The sequence below is a fragment of the Erwinia sp. PME.40.26/001 genome, from assembly GCF_055556675.1.
Window position 1 is genome coordinate 872,013 of sequence record NZ_JBVHNP010000001.1, and the last position, 25,533, is coordinate 897,545.

The window sequence follows — 25,533 nt, forward strand, 5'->3', positions numbered from 1 at the left end:
CTGCAACCCGTAATGAACATGTCATCTTTGATTGCTCTTGATAAAATTTCTGTGAGCTTCGGTCAGCGCCGCGTGTTGTCCGACGTTTCACTCTCGCTGCAGCCCGGGCGTATCCTGACTCTGTTGGGGCCGAACGGCGCGGGCAAATCGACGCTGGTGCGCGTGGTGCTGGGGCTGATTGCACCCACCACCGGCACTGTGCTGCGTCCGGCGCAGCTGCGCATCGGTTACGTGCCGCAAAAAATCCACCTTGATGTCACCCTGCCCCTGACCGTCGACCGTTTTATGCGCCTGCGCCCAGGGGTAAAGCGCGGGGATATTTTGCCGGCGCTGAAGCGAGTCCAGGCCGCACAGCTGCTGGAGTACCCGCTGCAGAAACTGTCAGGCGGGGAGATGCAGCGCGTCCTGCTGGCGCGGGCGCTGCTTAATCAGCCGCAGCTGCTGGTGCTGGATGAACCGACACAGGGCGTGGACGTGAATGGTCAGGTTGCGCTGTACGACCTGATTGACCAGCTGCGCCGCGAGCTGAACTGCGGCGTACTGATGGTGTCCCATGACCTGCACCTGGTGATGGCTAAAACCGACGAGGTACTGTGCCTCAATCATCATATCTGCTGTTCCGGCACCCCGGAGGCCGTTTCCCGACACCCTGAATTTATTTCGATGTTCGGCCCGCGAGGCGCGGAGCAGCTGGCCATTTATCGTCACCATCACAACCACCGTCACGATCTTCAGGGACGAATTATCCTGCGCAAAGGAACGGGCCGTCATGATTGAACTGTTATTACCGGGCTGGCTGGCGGGCGTCCTGCTGGCTCTGGCCGCCGGGCCGCTGGGTTCGTTTGTCGTCTGGCGGCGCATGTCCTATTTCGGCGATACGCTGGCGCATGCCTCACTGCTGGGGGTGGCCTTTGGTCTGCTGCTTAACGTCAGCCCTTTTTACGCGGTGATCGCCGTGACGCTGCTGCTGTCGCTGGTGCTGGTCTGGCTGGAGCGGCGTCCCCACCTGGCCATTGATACGCTGCTGGGGATCATGGCGCACAGTGCGCTGTCGCTGGGTATGGTGGTCGTCAGCCTGATGTCCGACGTGCGGGTAGACCTGATGGCCTATCTGTTTGGCGATTTGCTGGCGGTGACCCCCACTGACCTGTGGACAATTGTGGCAGGCGTGGTCGTGGTGCTGCTGCTGCTGACCTGGCAGTGGCGCGCGCTGCTGTCGCTCACCATCAGTCCTGACCTGGCACAGGTCGATGGCGTCAATATTCAGCGCACGAAAATGATCCTGATGCTGATCACCGCGCTGACCATCGGCGTTGCCATGAAGTTTGTCGGGGCACTGATTATTACTTCCCTGCTGATTATCCCGGCGGCGACCGCCCGGCGCTTCGCCCGTTCACCTGAGCAGATGGCGGCGCTGGCCGTAGTGTTCGGTATTCTGGCGGTGACGGCGGGTCTGACGTTCTCAGCGTTTTACGATACGCCAGCCGGCCCGTCCGTGGTACTGGGCGCGGCAGTGATGTTTATCATCAGTATGGTGAAGAAGCCGGCGGTGTGATCAGGATGGTGGCGGGCTGACCGAAAAAGGGCAGCCCCTCTCCCTCCCGGGAGGAGACCTTTTTCCGGTCGCCTCGTACCCGGGGTTTGCTACCTACTGCTCTTCGCGGGTGATGCCAAAGTGTTTATACGCATGCCCGGTCGCCATACGGCCACGCGGGGTGCGTTGAATAAACCCCTGCTGGATCAGATACGGCTCCAGCACGTCCTCAATGGTTTCGCGCTCTTCACCGATTGCTGCCGCCAGGTTATCCAGCCCCACTGGCCCCCCCATGAACTTATCGATGATCGCCAGCAGCAGCTTACGGTCCATATAGTCAAAGCCTTCGGTATCGACACTCAGCATATCCAGCGCCTTTGAGGTAACGTCACCGCTCATATTACCGGCGGCACGAACCTCGGCAAAGTCGCGCACCCGCCGCAGCAGTCGGTTAGCAATACGCGGCGTTCCCCGGGCACGGCGGGCGATTTCCAGCGCGCCGTCATCGCTCAGCGGCAACCCCAGGCAGGAAGCACTGCGGCCGACGATATGCTGCAGGTCTTCCACCCGGTAAAACTCCAGGCGCTGCACAATACCAAAGCGGTCACGCAGCGGCGAGGTCAGAGATCCGGCGCGGGTGGTGGCCCCAATCAGGGTGAACGGCGGCAGGTCGAGCTTGATTGACCGGGCGCCCGGCCCCTCGCCAATCATAATATCCAGCTGATAATCTTCCATAGCCGGATAGAGGACTTCTTCCACCACCGGTGACAGCCGGTGGATCTCATCGATAAACAGCACGTCGTGAGGTTCGAGGTTGGTCAGCATAGCCGCCAGATCGCCTGCTTTCTCCAGCACCGGCCCGGAGGTGGTCCGCAGATTCACGCCCATCTCGTTGGCGACAATGTTCGCCAGCGTGGTTTTCCCCAGGCCCGGCGGGCCGAAAATCAGCAGATGGTCGAGCGCATCACCGCGATTTTTAGCGGCTTCAATGAAGATCTCCATCTGTTCGCGCACCACCGGCTGGCCGACATACTCCGCCAGCATTTTCGGGCGAATGGCGCGATCAATGACTTCTTCTTCGGTAACAACCCCGGCGGAAACGAGGCGATCGGCTTCAATCATGCTCTACCTCAGTTAAATAGCAGCGCGCAGGGCTTCGCGGATCAGCGTTTCGCAGTCAGCGGTCGGTTTACCTACCTTACTGATCATGCGGCTGGCTTCCTGAGGCTTGTAGCCCAGGGCGACCAGCGCAGAGACGGCTTCGCTTTCAGCATCATTAGCGGCTTCGGCCGGCATTTCGCTGGTGAGCGCAAACGGCGCATCGGTGGCAAACAGATCGCCGTGCATCCCTTTGAAGCGGTCTTTCATCTCCACAACTAAGCGTTCGGCAGTTTTCTTACCCACGCCCGGCAGTTTGACCAGCGCGGCGATCTCTTCGCGTTCAACGGCGGTGACGAACTGCTGGGAAGACATGCCGGAGAGGATCGCCAGCGCCAGCTTCGGCCCGACGCCGTTGACCTTAATCAGCTCACGGAACAGCGCACGCGCCGGTTTACTGTTGAAGCCAAACAGCAGCTGCGCATCTTCACGAACCACAAAGTGCGTAAAAATAATCGCTTCTTGATTGAGGTCGGGAAGCTCATAAAAACAGGTCATTGGCATCTGCACCTCATAACCCACGCCGCCGGCTTCCAGCAACACTACAGGCGGCTGTTTTTCCAGGATAATGCCTCTCAGACGACCTATCACATTCGCTTCCTTCAGATAACTATTCAGAGTGGAGTTTATAGCATAAAAAAGGCTGGATGAATATCCAGCCTGATTTTGATTCGCGGTCTTCCGCTGCTAACTGAGGCGGCCGCGCGCAAGGTTCAGTTTTCCCTCACCAATGCGGTTAACATTCTGGCTCAGGTGGCAGTGCGTAATGGCAATCGCCAGCGCATCCGCCGCATCTGCCTGCGGATTGGCGGGCAGCTTAAGCAGCGTCCGCACCATGTGCTGCACCTGGCTTTTCTCGGCGCTGCCGATGCCCACCACGGTCTGCTTAACCTGGCGCGCGGCATACTCGAACACCGGCAAATCCTGGTTGACGGCGGCCACGATAGCCGCCCCCCGTGCCTGCCCCAGCTTGAGCGCAGAGTCCGCATTCTTCGCCATAAAGACCTGCTCTATCGCGAAGAACTCAGGCTGAAACTGGGTGATGATTTCGCTGACTCCGGCATAAATCAGCTTCAGCCGCGTCGGCAAATCAGTCACACTGGTACGAATACAACCGCTGCCCAGATAGGTTAACTGCCGCCCCACCTGCCGGATCACACCGTAACCGGTGATGCGCGAACCAGGGTCGATCCCCAAAATAATAGCCATTACGCGCTCACCAGATGTGATGGTCGGTGTATCACAGGGTTTCCGCTACCTCGTCAGAAATTTCACCATTATGGTAAACCTCCTGCACGTCGTCGCAGTCTTCCAGCATATCAATCAGACGCAGCAGTTTAGGTGCGGTTTCAGCATCCATATCCGCCTTGGTGGACGGGATCATAGTGACTTCGGCACTTTCTGCCTTCAGACCCGCCGCTTCCAGCGCCTCTTTGACCGCGCCCAGATTTTCCCAGGCGGTATACACATCGATCGTGCCATCATCCCAGGTCATCACGTCGTCCGCACCCGCTTCCAGCGCAGCGTCCATCACCGTATCTTCCTCCAGGCCCGGTGCGAACGTGATCACCCCTTTTTTGGTGAAGAGGTACGCCACGGAACCATCGGTGCCCAGATTGCCACCGGTTTTGGTGAAGGCATGACGCACTTCAGACACGGTACGGTTGCGGTTGTCACTCAGGCACTCAACCATGACAGCGGTGCCGCCCGGGCCGTAGCCTTCATAGATGATGGTTTCCATGTTGCTGTCATCGTCACCGCCCACGCCGCGCGCAATAGCACGGTTCATGGTGTCACGGGTCATGTTGTTCGACAGGGCTTTGTCCATTGCCGCGCGCAGGCGCGGGTTAGAGTTTGCATCACCGCCGCCCAGTTTGGCGGCCGTCACCAGCTCACGAATGATTTTGGTGAAGATTTTACCGCGTTTGGAATCCTGAGCAGCCTTGCGGTGCTTGGTGTTCGCCCATTTACTATGTCCTGCCATTTACTCTTGTCTCCAAATCAACGCTGAACAGGCTGTCTTGCTGGCTGCAATCTCGCTGCACCGACAGACGCCTGAACGTTTGGCTAAGTTCAAAAGATAAAAAACAAAAATTACACTACGAATTCTTCAATTGCCTGGCGGTTACTCCAGGACTTGGTGAGCGCGGCGGCGGCCGGGGCATCCAGCCACTGAAAGGCCAGATGCTCGCTCAATGTGATGTCGCATTCCACAGGCAGCGCCAGCGTAAACCAGTGTTCCCGGTTGTGGGTAGTCTCCGGCGCATAGCGGTGGCGAAAGTGCGCAAAGATTTCGAATTCTATATGACGCTGGCAGTCCTCGAATGTGAGCTGTCCGGCGTTAATATCAATTCCGATCTCTTCCTGTACTTCCCGCTGTGCGGTCTGTAGCAGACTTTCACCGGGCTCCTGGCTGCCGGTGACCGACTGCCAGAAGTCCACATCATCACGTCGCTGCAACATCAGCACCCGCCGGGTATCCAGGGCATAGATCACCACCAGAACCGAAACCGGATGCTTAAACGCCATTATTCGTTCTCTGACGGCTGATCTTTCACTTTCTTCACCACTTCAATGCCCAGCTCGGCCAGCGAGGCCGGGTTAGCAAAGTTTGGCGCTTCGGTCATCAGACAGGCCGCTGCGGTGGTTTTCGGGAAGGCGATGACGTCGCGAATATTATCGGTGCCGGTCAGCAGCATCACCAGACGGTCCAGACCAAAGGCCAGACCGGCGTGCGGTGGTGTACCGAACTTCAGCGCATCCAGCAGGAAGCCAAACTTCTCACGTTGCTCCTGCTCGGTGATACCGAGAATGCCAAACACGGTCTGCTGCATCTGACCGTTATGGATACGCACGGAACCACCGCCCACTTCATAACCATTGATCACCATGTCGTAAGCGTTGGCGATAGCGGTTTCCGGGGCATTTTTCAGTTCGTCCGGCGTCATCTCTTTTGGCGCGGTGAACGGGTGATGCATGGCCGTCAGGCCACCTTCACCGTCTTCTTCAAACATCGGGAAGTCAACCACCCACAGCGGAGCCCAGGCAGCTTCGTTGGTGATTTTCAAATCGCGACCCAGCTTCAGGCGCAGGGCACCCAGCGCATCAGCCACCACTTTCGCACTGCCCGCGCCGAAGAAGATGATGTCCCCGTCAGCAGCGCCGTTACGCGCCAGAATCTCTTCAACAATCCCGGCATTGAGGAACTTGGCAACCGGGCTGGCGACACCGTCCAGACCTTTAGCCCGCTCGTTGACCTTCATCCACGCCAGGCCTTTGGCCCCGTAGATTTCGATAAACTTGGTGTAGTCGTCAATCTGCTTGCGGCTCAGCTGTGCGCCACCCGGTACACGCAGGGTCGCCACCCGGCCTTTGGCATCATTGGCCGGGCCGGAGAAGACGCTAAACTCGACGTCTTTCACCAGATCGGCTACGTCCACCAGCTCCATCGGGTTACGCAGGTCAGGCTTATCGGAACCATAACGGCGCATCGCCTCTGCGAAGGTCATGGTCGGGAAATCACCCAGCTCCACTGACTTCACGTCGACCCACAGGTTGCGTACCAGACGCTCCATGATTTCACGCACCTGCGGTGCGGTCATAAAGGAGGTTTCCACATCGATCTGGGTAAATTCAGGCTGACGATCCGCACGTAAATCTTCGTCACGGAAGCATTTTACGATCTGATAGTAACGGTCAAAGCCGGACATCATCAGCAGCTGTTTGAACAGCTGAGGTGATTGTGGCAGCGCATAAAACTTGCCTTTGTGTACGCGGCTTGGCACCAGATAGTCACGGGCACCTTCCGGCGTCGCCTTAGTCAGCATCGGGGTTTCGATATCCAGGAAACCGTGCTCGTCCAAAAAGCGGCGCACAAAGCTGGTGATTTTCGCACGGGCTTTCAGGCGGTTCGCCATGTCCGGACGACGAAGGTCAAGATAGCGATACTTCAGACGCGCTTCTTCGCTGTTGGCCATATTGGAGTCTAATGGCAGCGGTTCAGAGCGGTTGATGATGGTCAGATCGGTGGCGAACACTTCGATCTCGCCGGTCGCCATATCGCTGTTTTTGTTCTTCTCATCGCGCGCACGGACGGTGCCGGTTAACTGGATGCAGAACTCGTTACGCAGTTCAGAGGCCAGTTTGAAGGCCTCCTGACGATCCGGGTCAAAGAACACCTGCACGATGCCTTCACGGTCACGCATATCAATAAAGATCAGGCTGCCGAGATCGCGGCGACGGTTAACCCAACCGCACAGTGTCACTTGCTGGCCTACATGAGACAGATTGATCTGCCCACAATACTCAGTACGCATAATGATATCCTTTTAACTTCAGCGCTGCTGGCACAGCTTTATGGTCAATATCCTGCTCTGAGGAGCGCTGCTGCCGCGAAAAATGGCTGCCATTATAATGGAAAATGGCTCACAGGATAAGTGCTGTCGGCGCGGGAAAGGGGCAGAAAAAACTCGATATGCTCTCTCACAGGAGCAGATGGTTAACAAAACATCATCACCACGACATAACCGCTAACAAAACACTGCGCTTTACCGACATCATTTTCATCGCCGCCTGAGGCCTTTTATTTGTACTCTTGACGGTTTCCCACTCTCTCGCGGAGATTCTGATAGTGAAACTTAACCCCAACACCACCGCTCTGGTTCTGATCGATCTGCAGGAAGGCATTCTGCCCTTTGGCCATGCTCCGCATTCCGCCGATGACGTCGTCCGCCGATCGGCCACGCTGGCCGCGCATTTTCGCGCCGTTAATGCTCCTGTAGTGCTGGTTCGCGTTGGCTGGTCTGCCGATTTTGCGGAGGCGCTGACACAGCCGGTGGATGCCGCCCATGCCGGCGGTGCGCTGCCGGACAACTGGTGGGACTACCCTGAGGCACTGAATGCCCAGGCCAGCGATCTGTACGTTATCAAACGCCAGTGGGGTGCATTTTACGGCACGGACCTGGAACTACAGCTGCGCCGACGCGGCATTGACACCCTTGTGCTGGGCGGCATTGCCACCAATATCGGCGTGGAGTCAACCGCCCGCAATGCCTGGGAAATGGGCTTCAATCTGGTGATTGCCGAGGACATCTGCAGCACCGCGACGGCGGAACAGCATCACGCCAGCGTCGAATGGATCTTCCCGCGCATTGCCCGCGTTCGCCAGAGTGAGGAGATTATAGCCGCGCTAAAATAGGGCAGTCCCGACCGGAGGGAACCGGTCACCCTCCTCCGCAATCTGTGTTGCGCTCCTCCCTCTTCGCACGTTACAGTCGCCCGCAGTTCACCTAAACAGGAAATGCGATGACGCCGTTGTATCTCGGCCTGCCGCAGTGGCAGCACCCACAATGGAAAAAGCTGGGGATGACCACCCTGGAAGATTATGCCCGCTACTTTAACTGTGTCGAAGGCAACACCACGCTGTATGCGCTACCGCGCCCGGAGGTGGTTCAGCGCTGGCGGGCCATGACCCATGATGACTTCCGCTTCTGTTTTAAATTTCCGGCCACCATCAGCCATCAGGCGGCGCTGCGACAGTGTGACGATCTGACCGCCGAATTTTTTGATCTGCTCGCCCCGCTGGCCGATCGCATGGGGCAGTTCTGGCTGCAGATGCCGTCAGCGTTTTCACCCGCTGACCTGCCCGCACTCTGGCAGTTTCTGGACGGACTGCCGGCGGCGTTCCGCTACGGTGTTGAGGTACGCCACCCTGAATTTTTCGCCAAGGGTGAGGCAGAGCAGACGCTGAATCGCGGACTGCATCAGCGCGGTGTAAACCGGGTGATCCTCGATACGCGTGGGGTTCACAGCGCCATTCCCTCCTCTCCGGCAATTATCGAAGCGCAGCGTAAAAAACCGAAGTTGCCCGTTCACGCCGTGATGACGGCGGATGCGCCGATGATCCGCTTTATCGGAGGTGATAACCTCACCGCCAATGCGGGCTGGTTTGAGGCGTGGGTACAGCGTCTGCCGCAGTGGTGTGCAGCGGGCCAGCCCTGGCTGTTTATTCATACACCGGATGTGGGTTTCGCTCCCGATCTGGTGCGCGCGCTCTGGCCTGCCCTGCGGCAGGCAGTGCCCGGCATCGGTGATGTCCCCGACTGGCCACAGCAGGAGATGCTGTTTTGATCGACGGGCAGGCGACAGCCTGAAGTTTCTTCGCTACCCTGTTCGGCAAGATAATTCTTACATCATGGAGTGAGAGATGGTCAGTGCACTTTACGTGGTACTTGGTTCGCTGTTTATCCTGAAGTTTTTACTCGACGTCGTGCGTTTGCGTCGACAGTACCGGGTATCTATAGGTGATGGCGGCGTCTCCGATCTGCAGCTGGCCATTCGCATCCACGGCAATGCGGTAGAAAATATTCCCATCGCCATGTTTTTGCTGGTGATGATGGAGATGAACGGTGCCGATATCTGGATGCTGCACCTGCTGGGCCTGTTTTTCTTCTTTGGCCGCATGATGCATGCGTGGGGCCTGCGCAGCCGCACCGTACTGTGGCGACGTAATGGGATGATCCTGACGCTCCTGTCGCTGGCAGGAATGGTGCTGGTCAATCTGCTGTTCCTGCCCTGGGACCTGGTGTTTGGCCTTTCCTGACGGTCAGGCTGGCAGAAAAGGTGCAGCGCGCATCGCTTTCTGCCAGAATATGCCCTTTCCGTTAGCTTCCCCGGACTTACCACTATGTCTAACCGCGATACGCTGTTCTCCGCGCCAATTGCCAAACTGGGCGACTGGACGTTTGATGAGCGCGTTGCTGAAGTGTTTCCCGACATGATTCAGCGCTCCGTGCCCGGCTATTCCAACATTATTTCAATGATTGGGATGTTAGCCGGGCGCTTTGTTCAGCCCGACTCCCGGGTTTATGACCTGGGCTGTTCGCTGGGCGCGGCCACCCTGTCGGTGCGTCGCCACATTCAGGCCCCTGGCTGTCAGATCATCGCCGTGGATAACTCTCCGGCGATGATAGAACGCTGCCGACGCCATATTGATGCGTTCCGTGCCGACACCCCGGTGGAGGTGATCGAGGCTGACATTCGCCAGATCCCGATTGAAAATGCGTCCCTGGTTGTACTGAATTTCACCTTACAGTTTCTTGCTCCTGAAGAGCGTCAGCAGCTGCTGAACACGATTTACCAGGGGCTGCGCCCCGGTGGTGCGCTGGTCCTGTCAGAAAAATTCAGCTTTGCTGACCCTGATATGGGCGAGCTGCTGTTTAATATGCACCACGATTTTAAACGGGCTAACGGTTACAGCGAACTGGAGATCAGCCAGAAGCGCAGCATGCTGGAAAATGTGATGCTGACTGACAGCGTGGAAACCCACAAACAGCGCCTGCATACGGCCGGCTTCCCGCACGCCGAACTGTGGTTCCAGTGTTTCAACTTTGGCTCTCTGGTGGCCTTAAAAGCAGGTCACGCCTGATGGATTTTGGAAATTTTTATCAACTGATCGCCAAAAGTCCGCTGTCGCACTGGCTGGAAACGCTGCCCGCACAAATCGCCGCCTGGCAGCGCGAAGCCCTGCACGGGCACTTTAAAAACTGGGACCGGTCGGTTGAACACCTGCCAGCGCTGACGCCGGAAACGCTGGATCTGCTGCACAGCGTCACTGCGGACAGCAGCCAGCTGTCGGCCCGCCAGCGCGAAGGGATTGAAAAGCTGCTGCGCAACCTGATGCCGTGGCGTAAAGGGCCGTTTTCACTCTATGGGGTGAACATTGATACCGAATGGCGATCCGACTGGAAATGGGAGCGTGTTTTGCCGCATATCTCCCCGCTGGCCGGACGTACAGTGCTGGATGTCGGCTGCGGCAGTGGTTATCACATGTGGCGGATGCTGGGTGCCGGCGCGAACCTGGTGGTGGGTATCGATCCCATGCAGCTGTTCCTCTGCCAGTTTGAGGCAGTGCGTAAGCTGCTGGGCAACGACCAGCGTGCGCACCTGCTGCCGCTGGGCATTGAGCAGTTACCGGAGCTTAAAGCGTTCGATACCGTGTTCTCCATGGGCGTGCTGTACCATCGTCGCTCTCCGCTCGATCATCTGTTCCAGCTGAAAAATCAGCTGGTCAGCGGCGGTGAGCTGGTGCTGGAGACGCTGGTGGTGGAAGGGGATGACCAGCAGGTGCTGGTGCCGGGTGAACGATACGCTCAGATGCGCAACGTTTACTTTATCCCGTCCACCGGGGCGCTGAAAAACTGGCTGGAGAAATGCGGCTTCACTAACGTGCGTATTGCCGACTACTCGGTGACCAGCACTGACGAACAGCGTCGCACCAGCTGGATGACCAGCGAGTCGCTGGCCGAATTTCTCGACCCGAATGACCCGACGAAAACCGTTGAGGGCTACCCTGCCCCGCTGCGCGCGGTACTGGTCGCGACCAAACCCTGACCATGCCAGGGCCGATCGTCACACGACGGCCCTGTATTTCCCTTCCCCCCTCGTCACTGCGCCGTCCCATTTCTGATCCCCGTCAATCAACCTGTCCTTTTTTATTAAATACCTCATTTTGGGTAAAAATCTTAATACTAAGGGATTAGTCTAAAGTCAGTTATGCGTTCATTTCACCTGAAAGGAGTAACTGGTATGAGTAAATTTGTTTTTTCATCACCACGGAAATACATTCAGGGTGCCGGGCAGCTCGATCACCTGGGCGAATACCTTGCCGAACTGGGCAGCAGCGCCTTCGTGGTGGCTGACGATATCGTCTGGGGGCTGACCGGCGAAACGGTCAAAGCGTCACTGGCGGCCAGCAATATCGACTTTCACTACGCGGCGTTTAACGGCGAAGCCTCAGGCAGCGAAATTACCCGGCTGGCTAATCTGGCAAAAGAGAAAGGCACCGGCATCGTGGTCGGCCTGGGCGGTGGCAAAACCCTTGACACGGTGAAAGCGGTCGCCGACGAACTGAAGCAGCCGGTTGCCGTCGTGCCGACCATTGCCTCCACTGATGCCCCCTGCAGCGCGCTGTCGGTGATCTATTCCGACAGCGGTGTATTTGAAAGCTACCGTTTCTATAACAAAAATCCGGATCTGGTGCTGGTGGATACTCAGGTCTGCGTTCGTGCTCCGGTGCGTCTGTTTGCCTCCGGCATCGCTGACGGGCTGGCCACCTACGTTGAAGCCCGGGCGGTCAAGCGGTCGCACAGCAAATCCATGGTCAACGGTGATCCGACGATTGCCGGGATGGCCATTGCTGAAGCCTGTGAGAAAACCCTGCTCACCTGGGGCCTGAGTGCCTGTCAGGCGGTGGAAAAACAGCTGGTGACGCCGGCAGTGGAAGCGGTGGTGGAGGCCAATACGCTCCTTTCTGGCCTGGGCTTTGAAAATGCCGGTCTGGCGGGTGCTCACGCTATCCATAACGGCTTTACGGCGATTGAAGGGGATATCCATCATCTGACGCACGGTGAAAAAGTCGCCTACGGCACGCTGACGCAGATGATCCTCGAACAGCGCCCGGACGAAGAGATTGCCCGCTACGTCCGTTTTTACCGCGCGATAAACATGCCGACCACGCTGAAAGAGATGCACCTGGAAAATGAGAGCTGGGAAAACCTGGTGAAAATTGGCGCACTGGCCGGTAACGACGGGGATACCCTGAAAAATCTTAACCCCGGCCTGAGCGCCGTCGACGTGGCCCATGCCATTCTGGCCGTCGATGCCTTTAGCCAGTCGGTGAAGTAAGCTCTGCCGTGACAGGCTGGCCACGCTGGCCGGCCTTTTTAGCCGAGACCGGCCTACTTCCAGTACTCATAGCGGTAAGCCGCCGTGATATTTCGCCGGACAATTCCCCCGGGGAACACTTCCATCTCGCGAGCATAACTGAGCGTACAGTTGCCCTGATCGTCCCAGAGCTGACATTCGTCCTCCGTTGTCATACTGCTCATCGGGCTGTCAGAGCGGGTATTCAGCCGCAGCTCACGCTCCCGACTGTCATAGTCCCAGGTCATTTTCTGCCGCTCAGAGTCTGAAGCCACCAGCTGATTCTTTTTATTCCAGCGGTAAGTGAGTACGCCGTTGCTGTTGGTGTCCGTGCCCCGGGATGTGCTGCGGATCAGACGCGACTGGCGGTCAAAAAAGTGCGTAGTTTCCGTGAACCCACTTTCCCCCTTCAGCGTAAAGGCATCGGCCGAACTGACGATCATACCGCGCTTATCGGTGCGGTAGTGCGTGGTGCCACGTTTGTCATTGATCACCACGGGTTCACCGCCGCGCAGCTCAGACACCGTCATCTCATAGTGGGAGAGCCAGCCATCACTGACGCGTTCAAAATTTTGCACCAGCCCAATCTGCAGGCGGCCTTCCAGTTTGTCGTAGCGGAGATCGGCCCGCTGCATAACGCCGCAGCGATCAAACTCCCCGATCATGCGCTTCTGCTGGTTTACATCCTTGCCAAATTCACCCAACACAAACTGCTTTATCGGCCCTTTCGCCGTTCCGCCCAGCATGACGATGCTGTTATTACTGTTGACCTGCTGATACCCGGGCTGACAGGCAGGTGCCGCCTGCAGCGCCGGAGTGACCAGCAGCGTCAGCGTAGCGATCAGCGAATACCTTAAAAAATGAATCTTCATCACGACTTCCATGACAGAGTAAAGAGATGCAGGCAGTGTAGAGTTTTTTTGTGTATTAACGCACCTGTAACCGGCGTCTGAAGCAAAAAAAACCCCAACAAAGGTAGCTGGGGTCTGGTACTTGCAAACATCACGTCAGGGTTCGGCGTGCTGCGCGGCAAAATCGGGGGGCATCATCATGGAAAGCGGGCGACGCATACCATGAGGATTATCATTCGCGCGCTCAGGCGACTTTGACCGGGGCACCGAAAGACATGGCGCTTTTCATCGCGGCCACCACGTCACCGTCAACACAGGTGCGGGTGAATTCGTCATTTTCGACGTCTGAACACATCGACACACCGGCCTTACGATAGCGCATGGACGACCCCAAACGCTGGCTGGCGGAACTGTGGAGTTCAATAACGCCGGCATCAATAAACTTTTGCACATTGCTGAGGCGGACGCCTGCGCCAGCCATGACTTTCAGACCACGGGCTTTATGGGTAAGTTCCCTTAACAGTGGAAGTCCACTCTCTGCGCTCTGCTGCTGCCCGGAGGTCAGAATACGCGCCACACCCAGTTCGGTGAGCTGGGTCATCGCCAGCAGCGGGCTGTGGCAAAGGTCGAAGGCGCGATGAAACGTCACTTCCATACCCTGGCACTGCCTCATTACCTGCTGCATCCTCGGCAGGTCAATATGGCCGTCAACGTCCAGCAGGCCGATCACCAGACCGGGAAAACCCTGTTCGCGGATGAAGTCGATATCTGACTTCATCTGTTCGAATTCAATTTCGCTGTAGCAGAAGTCGCCGCCGCGCGGCCGGACAATAGGGTGAACCGGAATGGACACACGCTGCCGTGCAGACATCAGTGCCCCCGCCGACGGTGTCAGCCCCCCTTCTGCCGGTGCCGCACACAGCTCTACCCGGTCAGCCCCTGCCCGTTCTGCCGTAACGGCACAGTCCACTCCGTAGCAGCATATTTCCAGTTTTCGCATCCCATCCTCCGGTTTATCACTGCTGGCTGGTTGTTTATTTCGATGCCGATGATTAGTCTGATCGGTATTGCAGGTATTTATTTTAACGGGAATCAGCATCATGGCATTCAATTTTGACCAACGGATAGACCGCCGTCACAGCGATAGCCTGAAATGGCGAAAATATGGTGATCGGGATATCCTTCCGCTGTGGGTCGCCGACACCGATTATCGCGTAGCAGACTGTATTACCGAAGCATTACAGACACGTATCTCACACGGGATCTTTGGTTATGGGGTGCCCCCCGAAGAGCTGATTCACCTTGTCATCGAGCGCATGAGTGCGCGCTACGGCTGGCATATACAGCCGGAGTGGCTGGTATTTTTACCCGGCGTGGTCACCGGTCTCAACCTGAGCGTGCGCGCCTTTACCGAACCGCACCAGGGCACTGTCGCACCGACCCCGATTTATCCTCCGTTCATGCAGGCGGCAAAACTCGCCGGACGCACCCAGATCCGCGCACCGATGCAGTTGCAGGACCAGCGCTGGGTGATGGATCTGGACAGGCTGGATGAACAGATGACCGGTAACGAAAAACTGTTATTACTGTGTAACCCGCACAATCCCGGCGGTACGGTGTATCGTCGCGCAGAGCTGGAGGCACAGCTCCGTTTTGCCCAGCGCCATGACCTGGTCGTCTGCTCCGATGAAATCCACTGCGACCTGCTGCTGGAACCGGGCGTGAAGCATATCCCGTTTGCCAGCCTCAGCGAAGATGCCGCCCGCCGCTCCGTTACCCTGCTGTCGCCGTCAAAAAGCTTTAATATTGCTGGTCTGGGGGCTTCACTGGCGATCATTCCCGATCGGGATCTGCGTGAGCGCTTTAACCGGCAGCGCAAAGGCCTGGTGCCGGATGTCGACGTGCTGTCCTTTGTCGCAGCGACCGCTGCCTGGCGGGACGGCCAGCCCTGGCTGGATGCACAGCTGGACTACCTGCGTGGCAACCGAGATTGCCTGACCCGGCATGTCAATACACTGCCGGGCCTGAGCATGGTCGCCCCGGAAGGCAGCTATCTGGCCTGGATTGATGCCAGCAAGCTGAAAGTCGCCAGCCCGGCGCTGTTCTTCGAAAAACACGGGCTGGGCTTCTCACCGGGCCGGGACTTTGGCGACGATAAATTTATTCGTTTCAACTTCGGCTGCCAGCGTGCGATGTTGGACGAAGCATTACGCCGCATGACGCTGGCGCTGGCCATCGGGCGTTAATTTCAGCCGGCGGTTTCACTCTCTACGATCTCTTTCAGGCTCCACGGATGGAACTTGATGGTCACCTGGCCGTCGGTCACCGCCAGGGTCGGGTTCGGCAGACGTTCACCCGCGCCTTTGGGCGCACTGGTTTTAATCGTAATACCCTGCCGGGTCAGACCTGCATCCCCCATCAGCGCCAGCGCACGGGCACCCAGCGTCTGCACATCACCGCGCAGCACCACTTCTACATGCTCCCAGCCTTCATGACGGTAAAGCCGCTGCCCCGGCCACGGCAGCTCCACCAGGCTAATCTGCCAGGGCCCCACCTCAAGCGGGGTGGTTAATTCAAACAAAGCCACTGGCCGCCCACCAATCTCCTTTTCAGAGAAGAGAGCACCGCAGCGCAGCAAGCCCCTTTTCCACCGTTCAGCCGTCGTGTTCTGATGGCACCTGACCGCAATATGATCCACCTCTAACCCGTCAAGGCCGAGCTCCAGGCGGTCGGCAAGATGGTAAAGGGAGTGTAAAAAGCGCGGCAAATCATTAGCCAGATCGCTGAGTTCCTCGACATTTTTGATGTTCATCCTGCTGAAATCCTTCGTTTACAGTAATTTTTCTTATTAATACCCTTCGCCGGGAAGGAATTTAAAGACCAGGTAATTGAATAGAAAACTCCCCTCTTATCGGAATTATTCATATTAATTGCCCCTTTAGCCCCTGCAGCATCCAGTACCGGGTGGTTCAGTACCAGTTTTATTTTTAGAAAATGGCCTTTAAGTTTATGTTTTAGTTTAGTTAAATTTATACAATGCGACAATTCCTAAATCGGAAAGGGTCCATTGTAGGCTATTCTGCTTTCTTATAGATTTGTCCCGACCATCAACACAAGGAAAAGCTCAATGCTTATGATACTGCTTGTCGCCGTGCTGATCGCGATGATGGCATTGGCGATTGTACGCCACTGGCGGGTACGAAACGGAAAAACGACTGTAGCGAGTCCGCACCGGCCGCAACGCCGCCGTTAATTCCGTCTGCCAGAACACCGCCCCACCGCACGGTTTTCCCACGCTTATCCTGCAAGTTATCCAGGCGTGCAGGTTCCTGGATAACTTGTTCCTAAATGCAGTATACTTTTCCCCTTCTTTTTTAAGCGCTGACGCCACGGGCCACTTCTATCCTGTTAACGGCGGCGCGGTGACAACGGCCTGCGCTGCGGCGCAAGGGCTTTCAAAAAAATTAAGGTAACTCGGTGAATATTCAGGCTCTTCTCTCAGAAAAAGTCAGTCAGGCGATGATCGCAGTGGGTGCGCCCCAGGATTGTGAACCTCAGGTACGCCAGTCGGCTAAAGCACAGTTTGGTGACTACCAGGCTAACGGCATGATGGCCGTCGCCAAAACCCTGGGGATGCCACCACGACAGCTGGCCGAAAAAGTGCTGGAGCAGCTCGACCTCACCGGCATTGCCAAAAAAGTGGAAATTGCCGGCCCCGGGTTTATCAATATTTTCCTCGCTCCCGAGTGGCTGTCCACCCAGATCGACAGCGTGCTGGCCGCGCCGAAGCTGGGTGTCGCCCCCGTTGAGCCTCAGACTGTGGTGATTGACTACTCTGCGCCTAACGTGGCTAAAGAGATGCACGTTGGCCACGTTCGTTCCACCATTATTGGTGACGCCGCCGTCCGGACCCTGGAGTTTCTCGGCCATAACGTGATCCGCGCCAACCATGTCGGCGACTGGGGTACGCAATTCGGTATGCTGATTGCCTTCCTTGAGAAGCAGCAAAACGAACAGCATGAAGAGATCGCCCTGGCGGATCTGGAAGTGTTCTACCGTGAAGCCAAGCGTACCTACGACGAAGACCCGGCATTTGCCGAACGCGCACGGGGTTATGTGGTGAAACTGCAGGGCGGGGACGAATACTGCCGTAAGATGTGGAAACGCCTGGTGGATATCACGATGGCGCAAAACCAGCTGATCTATAACCGTATGAATGTCACCCTGACCCGCAACGATGTGATGGGCGAGAGCCTGTACAACGATATGCTGCCGGGTATCGTTGCCGACCTGAAAGCCAAAGGCCTGGCCGTAGAGAGCGAAGGCGCGACGGTCGTATTCCTTGATGAATACAAAAACAAGGAAGGCGAGCCGATGGGGGTGATCATCCAGAAAAAGGATGGCGGCTATCTTTACACCACCACGGATATTGCCTGCGCTAAATACCGCTATGAAACCCTGAAAGCAGATCGCGTGCTGTACTACATCGATTCACGTCAGCACCAGCATCTGATGCAGGCCTGGACTATCGTACGGAAAGCCGGTTACGTTCCGGCCTCCATCCCGCTGGAGCACCATATGTTCGGCATGATGCTGGGCAAAGATGGTAAGCCGTTTAAAACCCGCGCCGGGGGCACAATCAAGCTCTCCGATCTGCTGGATGAGGCCATTGAGCGTGCGACGAAGCTGGTTTCCGAAAAGAACCCGGACATGCCTGCGGACGAACTGAAGGCGCTGGCGAATATCGTCGGCATCGGGGCCGTGAAATATGCTGACCTGTCGAAAAGCCGCACTACCGACTATATCTTCGACTGGGACAACATGCTGGCGTTTGAAGGTAACACGGCACCCTACATGCAGTACGCCTATACGCGCGTGCTGTCGGTGTTCCGTAAGGCCGGCATTGATGAGCACGGCATTACTGGCGCGACCGCCATTGCGGAAGATCGTGAAGCAGCGCTGGCCGTCCGGCTGTTGCAGTTCGAAGAGACCATTACTCAGGTTGCCCGCGACGGGATGCCGCATGTGATGTGTAGCTATCTTTACGATCTCGCCGGGCTGTTCTCCGGCTTCTACGAGCACTGCCCGATCCTGACGGCTGAAGATGAGGCGACAAAGCAGAGCCGCCTGCGTCTGGCGCTGCTGACGGCGAAAACCCTGAAGCAGGGTCTGGATACGCTGGGTATTGAAACCGTAGAACGGATGTAAGCGCTCAGGGGCGGCCGGAACAAGGGTCGCCCCGGAACTCTGCCCTCAACTTTCCCTCGTTAAATGTTCAGCGGTCAGTCTGAGGCCAGCAGACTCACGGCCAGGGATGCGCTCGTGCCGGTGCAGAAAGCAGCCCTTCCCCCCGGAACCAGACGCGGTTCCCACCGCGAAAGTACCCGGCAGAAACAGAGATCAGACCCGGTGATCAGTGCGGATAAACCGCAGGAAGCGCCGACGCCTGGCGGTAATTCACCATCACCTCATTGCTGACCACCCGCAACACCGGAAACACCCGCCCTTTTCCCTCTACCTGATAGATAAAGCGTAACGTCTCTCCGGCGGCCACGTTGGTCAGCCCGCGCGTTGAACCGCTGGCCCCTTCAATCGGCACACAACGGCTCTCTGAGCATAAGCGAACCTGCAAACCGGCAGGGGCAGGCGCACTGAGCGTATAGCGCCACACCACATCAGTCATCATACCGGGCACCACTTCAGGCGGGCTGAGAGGGCGCGATGACGCCTGTACGCCCCGGTTTGAGAGTGCCGGGCCCGTTGCGCTCGCCTGCCAGCCACCGTCAGCCGCCAGGCTCAGGCAAGGCAGCAGCAGCAACAGTCCTGCCAGCGTCTTCATCAGTGCCCCCCAATAGTGGACGTCATTCGGATATTGCGGTTGTCGGTCAGTTCCATATTTGAAATAACCATCAGCTGCGGCAGCGAGCGGCGCAGGAAGCGGGCCAGCAGCGCACGCAGCGGATGGTTCACCAGCAGCACCGGCGGCGCGCCCAGCCCTTCCTGATGCTGCAGCGCAGTTTGCGCCTGCGCCAGCAGGCGATCCGCCAGACCCGGCTCCAGACCGCCACCGCCCTGTAGCGCCTGCAGCAGCAAACGCTCAAGGGTGGTATCCAGGCCAATGACCTGCACTTCCCCGTTGCCCGGGAACCACTGCTGAGTGATCGCCCGGCCAAGAGCCACACGTACCACCGAAGTCAGCTCCTGCGGATCGGTCTGCACCGCCGCGTGCTCCGCCAGGGTCTCAATAATAGTGCGCATATCGCGGATAGAAACACGCTCCGCCAGCAGATTCTGCAGCACCTTGTGCAGCGTGGTCAGCGTGATCACGCCAGGGATCAGATCTTCCGTCAGCTTCGGCATCTCCTGGGTCACGCGATCCAGTAGCTGCTGCGCTTCCTGACGGCCGAACAGCTCACTGGCGTACTGGCCGATCAGGTGGTTAAGATGCGTGGCCACTACGGTACTGGCTTCCACCACCGTGAAGCCCTGAATCTGTGCCTGCTCTTTCAGCGCGCTGTCAATCCAGATCGCCTCCAGACCAAAGGCCGGGTCAACGGTCACTTCTCCCGGAAGTGTCCCTGCCGCCGTGCCGGGGTTAATCGCCATCCAGCGCCCCGGATAGGCGTCACCGCTGCCGATCTCCACCCCTTTCATCAGAATACGGTAACGGGCCGGCGTCAGATCCATGTTGTCGCGGATATGCACCACCGGCGGCAGAAAGCCCATCTCCTGCGCAAATTTCTTACGGATGCTGCGGATACGTCCCAGCAGCTCGCCGTCCTGGGCGCTGTCCACCATCGGGATCAGCCGGTAGCCAACTTCCATCCCGAGGGAATCTTCCAGCTGGACATCGCCCCAGGTGGCTTCAACGCTGGCGGCGCTTTCCGGCTGGCGGACCATTGACATGGCCGGCACTTCGCTGCCTTGAGGCTTCATCTCTTTACCGCGTATCCACCAGGCCAGGCCCAGTAAGGCGGCGGTAAACAGCAGGAAGACCAGGTTCGGCATTCCCGGTACCAGGCCGAGCAGGCCGAGGACGCCCGCACTGAGCATCATCACGCGCGGGTTATTAAACAGCTGGCCCACCATCTGCTCACCGACGTCCTGATCGGTGCCGACGCGGGTGACAATAACCCCGGCAGCGGTCGAGATCACCAGCGCCGGGATCTGCGCGACCAGACCATCACCAATGGTCAGCAGCGTATAGGTTTCGGCCGCATGTCCGGCGTCCATCCCGTGCTGTACCACGCCCACCAGCAGGCCGCCGATGACGTTGATAATCATGATCATGATACCGGCGACGGCATCACCGCGAACAAACTTACTGGCCCCGTCCATCGAACCGTAGAAGTCGGCTTCCTGGGTCACGTCAGAACGACGTTTTTTCGCCTCCTCTTCGCCAATCAGTCCGGCATTGAGGTCGGCATCGATCGCCATCTGCTTACCCGGCATGCCGTCGAGGACGAAACGTGCCCCCACCTCGGCAATACGCCCGGCCCCTTTGGTGATGACCATAAAGTTGATGATCACCAGGATAACAAACACCACAATACCGATGGCGAAATTCCCGCCCACCAGGAAGTGGCCAAAGGCTTCCACCACCTGCCCGGCGGCAGCAGCCCCGGTATGGCCTTCCATCAGGATGATACGCGTTGAGGCCACGTTCAGCGCCAGGCGTAATAAGGTGGAGAACAGCAGAATGGTCGGGAAGGCGGCGAAATCCAGCGTACGCTGGGTGAACATCGCCACCAGCAGCACCATGATCGACAGGGCAATGTTGAAGGTAAACAACAGATCGAGGATAAACGGCGGCAGCGGCAGCACCATCATCGACAGGATCAGCAGGATCAGGATCGGCCCGGCCAGCACCTTCCACTGCGTGTCTTTCATGTTAGCGGGTAAGCGAAGTAAAGCGGCCAGATTAGCCATCAGATTTTTGTTCTCCAGCGAAGTCCAGCGCATCCGGCACCGGCAATTTAACAGGTCTCTTCGGGATCAGCCCCCCTTCCACTTTCCAGCGGCGGAGTTGCCACACCCAGGCAAGGACTTCAGCCACCGCGGCATAAAGCGTCCCGGGAATATGCTGACCAATTTCACTATGGCGATACAGCGCACGTGCCAGCGGCGGTGCTTCAAGGATCGGGATACGGTGCTCCTTACCCAGTTCACGAATGCGCAGAGCAATTTCCCCTGCGCCCTTCGCCAGCACTTTAGGTGCGCTCATTTTCTTTTCGTCGTACTGCAACGCGACCGAATAGTGGGTCGGGTTGGTAACAATCACGTCCGCCTTCGGCACGTCCTGCATCATGCGCCGCCTGGCGGCCGCCCGCATCTGCTGACGGATACGCCCTTTAACGTGCGGGTCGCCTTCCTGCTGCTTGTGCTCGTCCATAATATCCTGACGAGACATGCGTAAATTTTTGAAGTAACTGTACAGCTGGAAGAAGACGTCAAACCCCACCATCGGGGAGAGCCCCAGCACCACCAGAATGCTGCACATGGCGATCATATTCAGCGCGCTGGCCAGGGCCGTCACCGGCGATTCACTGATCAGGCGCAGCATTTCTGCCCAGTGATGCCAGATATACAGCCAGGTCACCACGCCCACCAGGGTCGCTTTCAGCACCGCTTTTAACAGCTCGGCCGCTGACTGTGCGGACACCAGTTTCGCCAGGCCTTTTATCGGGTTCATTTTGCCAAAATCGAATTTAATCGACTTACCGCTGATCACCAGCCCGCCCAGCAGCATTGGTGCAGCAATCGCCATCACCACCAGGCCGAACATCATCGGCAGAATGGCCAGTACGGCCTGCATCAGCAGATTGGCTATCTGATGAAGCATCTGACTGGTATCGCTGACTACGGAGTGATTAAAGACCAGACCATCGGCCACCAGCGCACCCAGTTTCCGCCCCATCCACTCGCCGCCGACCCACAGAATGCTCAGGCCGGTCACCAGCATCAAAATGGATGTCAGCTCACGCGATCGCGGGATTTGCCCTTCTTCTCGTGCTTTTTCAAGTCGATGGGCCGTGGGGGACTCTGTTTTTTCCTGATCGCTATCCTGAGACACGGTAGCAAAACCTTCAGTGCGGAATGACTGAGAGTAGAATGCCAAATTCGCGCAGGGGTAATGCCACGAGTAAACGGGTAAATAGGGGGTTATTTAGGGAATGGGCTAAAGTCAGTGCCCGCGCAGTTGAGCGGGCACTGGCATCAGCAGAGGCGGAATGGCTCCGCCTCTGTTATCAGAAGCCGAGGCTGTCCAGCAGATCGTCAACCTGATCCTGGCTTGCCACCACGTTCGGAGCCGCAGCATTGATCTGCGGGCCGTTCAGCAGGCTGTCGGTATCTTTCTTCACGCGGGCGCTCTGGTCAGGGATGTTTTCCATGAGGACCGTCAACAGTTGACGCTCAATTTCCTGGATCACATCCATCATACGTTTGATCACCTGCCCGGTCAGATCCTGGAAATCCTGAGCCATCATGATTTCCATCAGCTGGGCATTGGTGAAGCCTGTATGCCCCGGTACTTCGTCCAGATAACCACGAGTATCCGAAACCAGAGAGCGGGCATCTGACAGCTCGATAGGGTTTTCGAACCATTCATCCCAGCGAACTTTCAGTGCTTTCGCCCCATTCTCCATCACTGTCTGACGGGGCTGCGCGGCCTCGACGCAGTTTAGTGCACGCTCGGCCGCCTGGCCGGTCATTTGAATCACATAATCAAGACGATCGCGGGCATCCGGGATCGCCTCTGCGGCTTCTGCGATAGCCTGATCAAGGCCTAACTCACGCAGACTGTCGCGCAGCATACGCGTCAGTGAACCAATTTTAGAGATTATGTCCTGCGCCGAAGCTGCATCAACATTTGGTTTCGGAATAGTGTTCATCTCAGCTCCTTACATACCCAGTTTTTCGAAGATCTTACCTAACTTCTCTTCCAGGGTAGCCGCTGTGAATGGTTTAACAACGTAGCCGCTGGCACCCGCCTGTGCAGCCGCAATGATATTCTCTTTCTTGGCTTCTGCCGTGACCATCAGCACCGGCAGCTTACTCAGCGCGGCGTCGGCACGGATGGTTTGCAGCAGCTGCAGTCCATCCATATTTGGCATGTTCCAGTCAGATACCACGAAGTCAAAGCCCCCAGCACGCAGCTTGTTCAGCGCATCCACACCGTCTTCAGCTTCTTCAACGTTGCTGAAGCCCAGCTCTTTTAACAGGTTACGGACGATACGACGCATCGTGTTGAAATCGTCGACCACCAGAAACCGCATATTTTTATCAACCATACCTACTCCCGTAATATGTAGCCCGCGAGGACCGCGTTAGATACGCAACGCCTGTCCGGCGCTAATTTTTGCCAGCATGTGCTGGCTGATTTGGTGAAGATCCACCACCTCACTGGCCCCCCCGAGGGCAATTGCCTCCCGGGGCATGCCAAATACCACACAGCTCGCTTCGTTCTGGGCAATGGTCCAGGCACCGGCTTTGTTCATCGCCAGTAGCCCTGCGGCACCATCGTTCCCCATTCCGGTCAGGATCACGCCAACGGCGTTACGACCGGCAAACTGCGCCACTGAGTTAAACAACACATCGACCGACGGTTTATGACGATTCACCGGCGGTCCGTCATTCAATTTGACCTGATAGTTCGCGCCACTGCGCGTCAGTTCCATATGCATCGCACCCGGCGCGATATACGCATGTCCCGGCAGGATACGTTCGCCGTCTTCCGCTTCTTTCACCGTAATCTGGCACAGCTTGTTCAGACGTTCCGCAAACGATTTGGTGAAGCCCGGAGGCATATGCTGGGTGATCAACAGCGCCGGGCTGGTAGCCGGTAACGGCTGCAGCACATGACGAATCGCTTCAGTGCCGCCGGTAGACGCGCCGATGGCAATCAGTTTTTCGCTACTCAGCAACGGCCCGGCTTTCAGCATCACTGGCGCAGGCTGTGGCCCACGGGTGTGCAGACGGGCGCGTGAAGCGGCACGCACTTTATCGGCAATCATCTGACTGTAAGCCAGCATCCCTTCGCGAATACCCAGCGACGGTTTCGTGACAAAGTCGACGGCTCCCAGTTCCAGCGCACGCAGCGTAATTTCAGACCCCTTGCCGGTCAGTGACGAAACCATCACCACCGGCATCGGGCGCAGGCGCATCAGCTTTTCCAGAAAATCGAGGCCGTCCATGCGCGGCATTTCCACGTCCAGGGTCAGTACATCCGGGTTAAACTGCTTGATCAAATCCCGTGCCACCAACGGGTCCGGTGCAGACGCCACCATCTCCATATCGGAATGACTGTTGATAATTTCGGTCATCAACTGGCGCATCAGCGCCGAATCATCTACGCACAACACTCTGATTTTACTCATTATCTTTCCTTAGTCAGTCCATAGACCGTCTGGCCACGCAGATAAAATTCTTTGCTAATCTGGCTGAAGTTTTCTGAGTGACCGGCAAACAGCAAACCGCCAGGTTTCAGTAACGGAACAAAACGCCGTAAAATCTTTTCCTGAGTTTCTTTGTCGAAATAGATCATGACATTACGGCAGAAAATCACATCGAACTGTCCGGGCAGCGCCCAGTCATTGGCCAGCAGATTGAGCTGGGCAAAGGTCACCATATTGGCCAGCTCAGGGCGGGCACGCACCATGCCTTCATGCGGCCCGGTGCCCCGCAGGAAAAAACGTTGCAGCTGCTGCGGGGAGAGCGTACGCAGCTCCTCCTGGCGATAGACGCCCGCCAGCGCTTTTTCCAGCACCTGGGTATCAATATCGCTGGCGTGGATCTGAAACTTACCCGGCCCGGTCCCCAGGGTTTCAGCCAGGGTCATCGCAATGGAGTAAGGCTCTTCACCGGTGGAGGCCGCCGCACACCATACGCTGTAGTTCCCCTGGCGACGTTTCGCATGTTCCGCCAGGATCGGGAAATGATGCGCTTCGCGGAAAAAGGCTGTCAGGTTGGTCGTCAGGGCATTCACAAAGGCCTGCCACTCGGCGCTGTTAGGGTCATTTTCCAGCAGGGCCATATAGCGACCAAAATCGTCGATATTCAGCATCCGCAGCCGGCGAACCAGGCGGTTATAGACCATTTCTCGCTTGTGATCGGCGAGAACGATGCCAGCTCGCTGATAAATCAACTGACTGATACGCTTAAAATGCGTATCGGATAACGGCAGGCGCTGTACCATCTGCGACAGCAGCGTTGCGTTTTCCGGTGGAGCTAACAACGTCGATTTCTTCATGTAGCCATCCTGCAAAGCGCGGATAAAGGTATTATTAG

General features: G+C 57.3%; 26 protein-coding genes. 10 read left to right on the top strand and 16 right to left on the bottom strand.

Translation table 11 applies throughout. The features are described 5' to 3' along the window. Window positions 1-18 precede the first annotated feature (18 nt). A complete protein-coding gene (znuC, locus tag ACZ3HG_RS04370) occupies window positions 19-777 on the top strand; it encodes a zinc ABC transporter ATP-binding protein ZnuC (RefSeq protein ID WP_191933103.1) in 759 nt (252 codons plus the stop codon). After that, window positions 770-1,555 (top strand): zinc ABC transporter permease subunit ZnuB, encoded by a 786-nt coding sequence (gene znuB / locus ACZ3HG_RS04375; protein ID WP_191932596.1) that lies wholly within the window; start codon window positions 770-772, stop codon window positions 1,553-1,555. Before znuC ends, znuB begins: the two co-directional genes overlap by 8 nt. 93 nt (window positions 1,556-1,648) lie before the next feature. On the opposite strand, the gene ruvB is transcribed toward znuB, so the two are convergent. The 6 genes from ruvB to aspS form a co-directional block, all read right to left on the bottom strand. Then, the gene (gene ruvB, locus ACZ3HG_RS04380) at window positions 1,649-2,656 is read right to left on the bottom strand and encodes a Holliday junction branch migration DNA helicase RuvB (protein ID WP_191932597.1); all 1,008 of its coding nucleotides are present in this window, start codon (window positions 2,654-2,656) and stop codon (window positions 1,649-1,651) included. A 12-nt stretch (window positions 2,657-2,668) separates the two neighbouring features. Then, a complete protein-coding gene (gene ruvA / locus ACZ3HG_RS04385; RefSeq protein WP_062746285.1) occupies window positions 2,669-3,283 on the bottom strand; it encodes a Holliday junction branch migration protein RuvA in 615 nt (204 codons plus the stop codon). A 96-nt stretch (window positions 3,284-3,379) separates the two neighbouring features. Further along, a complete protein-coding gene (gene ruvC / locus ACZ3HG_RS04390) occupies window positions 3,380-3,901 on the bottom strand; it encodes a crossover junction endodeoxyribonuclease RuvC (protein ID WP_118664008.1) in 522 nt (173 codons plus the stop codon). A 31-nt stretch (window positions 3,902-3,932) separates the two neighbouring features. Continuing rightward, window positions 3,933-4,676 (bottom strand): YebC/PmpR family DNA-binding transcriptional regulator, encoded by a 744-nt coding sequence (locus ACZ3HG_RS04395; protein ID WP_191932598.1) that lies wholly within the window; start codon window positions 4,674-4,676, stop codon window positions 3,933-3,935. A gap of 110 nt (window positions 4,677-4,786) precedes the next feature. Then, window positions 4,787-5,221 carry a dihydroneopterin triphosphate diphosphatase gene (gene nudB / locus ACZ3HG_RS04400; RefSeq protein WP_191932599.1) on the bottom strand — a complete coding sequence of 145 codons (435 nt, stop codon included), beginning with the start codon at window positions 5,219-5,221 and terminating at the stop codon, window positions 4,787-4,789. Beyond that, window positions 5,221-7,008 carry an aspartate--tRNA ligase gene (gene aspS / locus ACZ3HG_RS04405; protein WP_465332005.1) on the bottom strand — a complete coding sequence of 596 codons (1,788 nt, stop codon included), beginning with the start codon at window positions 7,006-7,008 and terminating at the stop codon, window positions 5,221-5,223. The genes nudB and aspS overlap by 1 nt, the downstream gene beginning before the upstream one ends. A gap of 311 nt (window positions 7,009-7,319) precedes the next feature. Between aspS and ACZ3HG_RS04410 the strand changes: the two genes are divergently transcribed. The 6 genes from ACZ3HG_RS04410 (at window position 7,320) to ACZ3HG_RS04435 (ending at window position 12,376) form a co-directional block, all read left to right on the top strand. After that, entirely contained in the window at window positions 7,320-7,889 is a 570-nt protein-coding gene (locus ACZ3HG_RS04410; protein ID WP_465332570.1) for a hydrolase, read from the top strand. 107 nt (window positions 7,890-7,996) lie between these two features. Then, complete coding sequence (locus tag ACZ3HG_RS04415; protein WP_191935798.1) at window positions 7,997-8,821, top strand: DUF72 domain-containing protein; 825 nt, start codon at window positions 7,997-7,999, stop codon at window positions 8,819-8,821. Between the two features lie 76 nt (window positions 8,822-8,897). Then, on the top strand, window positions 8,898-9,293 hold the full coding sequence (locus ACZ3HG_RS04420; RefSeq protein ID WP_191932602.1) for an MAPEG family protein: 396 nt from the start codon (window positions 8,898-8,900) through the stop codon (window positions 9,291-9,293). 84 nt (window positions 9,294-9,377) lie between these two features. Continuing rightward, a complete protein-coding gene (gene cmoA, locus ACZ3HG_RS04425) occupies window positions 9,378-10,118 on the top strand; it encodes a carboxy-S-adenosyl-L-methionine synthase CmoA (RefSeq protein WP_191932603.1) in 741 nt (246 codons plus the stop codon). Continuing rightward, the gene (gene cmoB, locus ACZ3HG_RS04430) at window positions 10,115-11,083 is read left to right on the top strand and encodes a tRNA 5-methoxyuridine(34)/uridine 5-oxyacetic acid(34) synthase CmoB (RefSeq protein ID WP_191933105.1); all 969 of its coding nucleotides are present in this window, start codon (window positions 10,115-10,117) and stop codon (window positions 11,081-11,083) included. The genes cmoA and cmoB overlap by 4 nt, the downstream gene beginning before the upstream one ends. Window positions 11,084-11,278: 195 nt before the next feature. Then, window positions 11,279-12,376, top strand: a complete 1,098-nt coding sequence (locus tag ACZ3HG_RS04435; RefSeq protein ID WP_191932604.1) for a glycerol dehydrogenase — start codon at window positions 11,279-11,281, stop codon at window positions 12,374-12,376. A 53-nt stretch (window positions 12,377-12,429) separates the two neighbouring features. Here ACZ3HG_RS04435 and ACZ3HG_RS04440 read toward each other — a convergent pair whose 3' ends face one another. Both ACZ3HG_RS04440 and cutC read right to left on the bottom strand, forming a co-directional pair. Then, entirely contained in the window at window positions 12,430-13,266 is an 837-nt protein-coding gene (locus ACZ3HG_RS04440; protein ID WP_465332008.1) for a hypothetical protein, read from the bottom strand. Window positions 13,267-13,489: 223 nt separating this feature from the next. Further along, the gene (cutC, locus tag ACZ3HG_RS04445; protein ID WP_191932606.1) at window positions 13,490-14,245 is read right to left on the bottom strand and encodes a copper homeostasis protein CutC; all 756 of its coding nucleotides are present in this window, start codon (window positions 14,243-14,245) and stop codon (window positions 13,490-13,492) included. A 100-nt stretch (window positions 14,246-14,345) separates the two neighbouring features. Here cutC and ACZ3HG_RS04450 point away from each other — a divergent pair, with 100 nt between their 5' ends. Further along, window positions 14,346-15,491: a MalY/PatB family protein gene (locus tag ACZ3HG_RS04450; protein ID WP_191935796.1), complete on the top strand. Its 1,146-nt coding sequence runs from the start codon at window positions 14,346-14,348 to the stop codon at window positions 15,489-15,491. A gap of 2 nt (window positions 15,492-15,493) precedes the next feature. On the opposite strand, the gene ACZ3HG_RS04455 is transcribed toward ACZ3HG_RS04450, so the two are convergent. Next, entirely contained in the window at window positions 15,494-16,057 is a 564-nt protein-coding gene (locus tag ACZ3HG_RS04455) for a VOC family protein (RefSeq protein ID WP_465332011.1), read from the bottom strand. Between the two features lie 665 nt (window positions 16,058-16,722). Between ACZ3HG_RS04455 and argS the strand changes: the two genes are divergently transcribed. Beyond that, window positions 16,723-18,453 carry an arginine--tRNA ligase gene (gene argS / locus ACZ3HG_RS04460; protein WP_191932609.1) on the top strand — a complete coding sequence of 577 codons (1,731 nt, stop codon included), beginning with the start codon at window positions 16,723-16,725 and terminating at the stop codon, window positions 18,451-18,453. A 205-nt stretch (window positions 18,454-18,658) separates the two neighbouring features. Here the strand turns inward: argS and flhE are convergent, their stop codons facing one another. The 7 genes from flhE to cheR all read right to left on the bottom strand — a co-directional run bounded on the left by flhE (window position 18,659) and on the right by cheR (window position 25,495). Next, window positions 18,659-19,084, bottom strand: a complete 426-nt coding sequence (gene flhE / locus ACZ3HG_RS04465) for a flagellar protein FlhE (protein WP_191932610.1) — start codon at window positions 19,082-19,084, stop codon at window positions 18,659-18,661. Beyond that, window positions 19,084-21,174: a flagellar biosynthesis protein FlhA gene (flhA, locus tag ACZ3HG_RS04470; RefSeq protein ID WP_191933106.1), complete on the bottom strand. Its 2,091-nt coding sequence runs from the start codon at window positions 21,172-21,174 to the stop codon at window positions 19,084-19,086. The genes flhE and flhA overlap by 1 nt, the downstream gene beginning before the upstream one ends. After that, complete coding sequence (flhB, locus tag ACZ3HG_RS04475) at window positions 21,167-22,318, bottom strand: flagellar biosynthesis protein FlhB (protein ID WP_191932611.1); 1,152 nt, start codon at window positions 22,316-22,318, stop codon at window positions 21,167-21,169. Before flhB ends, flhA begins: the two co-directional genes overlap by 8 nt. A 175-nt stretch (window positions 22,319-22,493) precedes the next feature. Beyond that, window positions 22,494-23,138, bottom strand: coding sequence for a protein phosphatase CheZ (gene cheZ / locus ACZ3HG_RS04480; RefSeq protein ID WP_062746324.1), 645 nt, complete (start codon window positions 23,136-23,138; stop codon window positions 22,494-22,496). A gap of 9 nt (window positions 23,139-23,147) precedes the next feature. Then, entirely contained in the window at window positions 23,148-23,537 is a 390-nt protein-coding gene (gene cheY, locus ACZ3HG_RS04485; RefSeq protein WP_191935793.1) for a chemotaxis response regulator CheY, read from the bottom strand. A gap of 36 nt (window positions 23,538-23,573) precedes the next feature. Next, on the bottom strand, window positions 23,574-24,623 hold the full coding sequence (locus ACZ3HG_RS04490) for a protein-glutamate methylesterase/protein-glutamine glutaminase (protein ID WP_062746328.1): 1,050 nt from the start codon (window positions 24,621-24,623) through the stop codon (window positions 23,574-23,576). After that, window positions 24,623-25,495, bottom strand: coding sequence for a protein-glutamate O-methyltransferase CheR (gene cheR / locus ACZ3HG_RS04495; RefSeq protein WP_118664003.1), 873 nt, complete (start codon window positions 25,493-25,495; stop codon window positions 24,623-24,625). The genes ACZ3HG_RS04490 and cheR overlap by 1 nt, the downstream gene beginning before the upstream one ends. Window positions 25,496-25,533 lie beyond the last annotated feature (38 nt).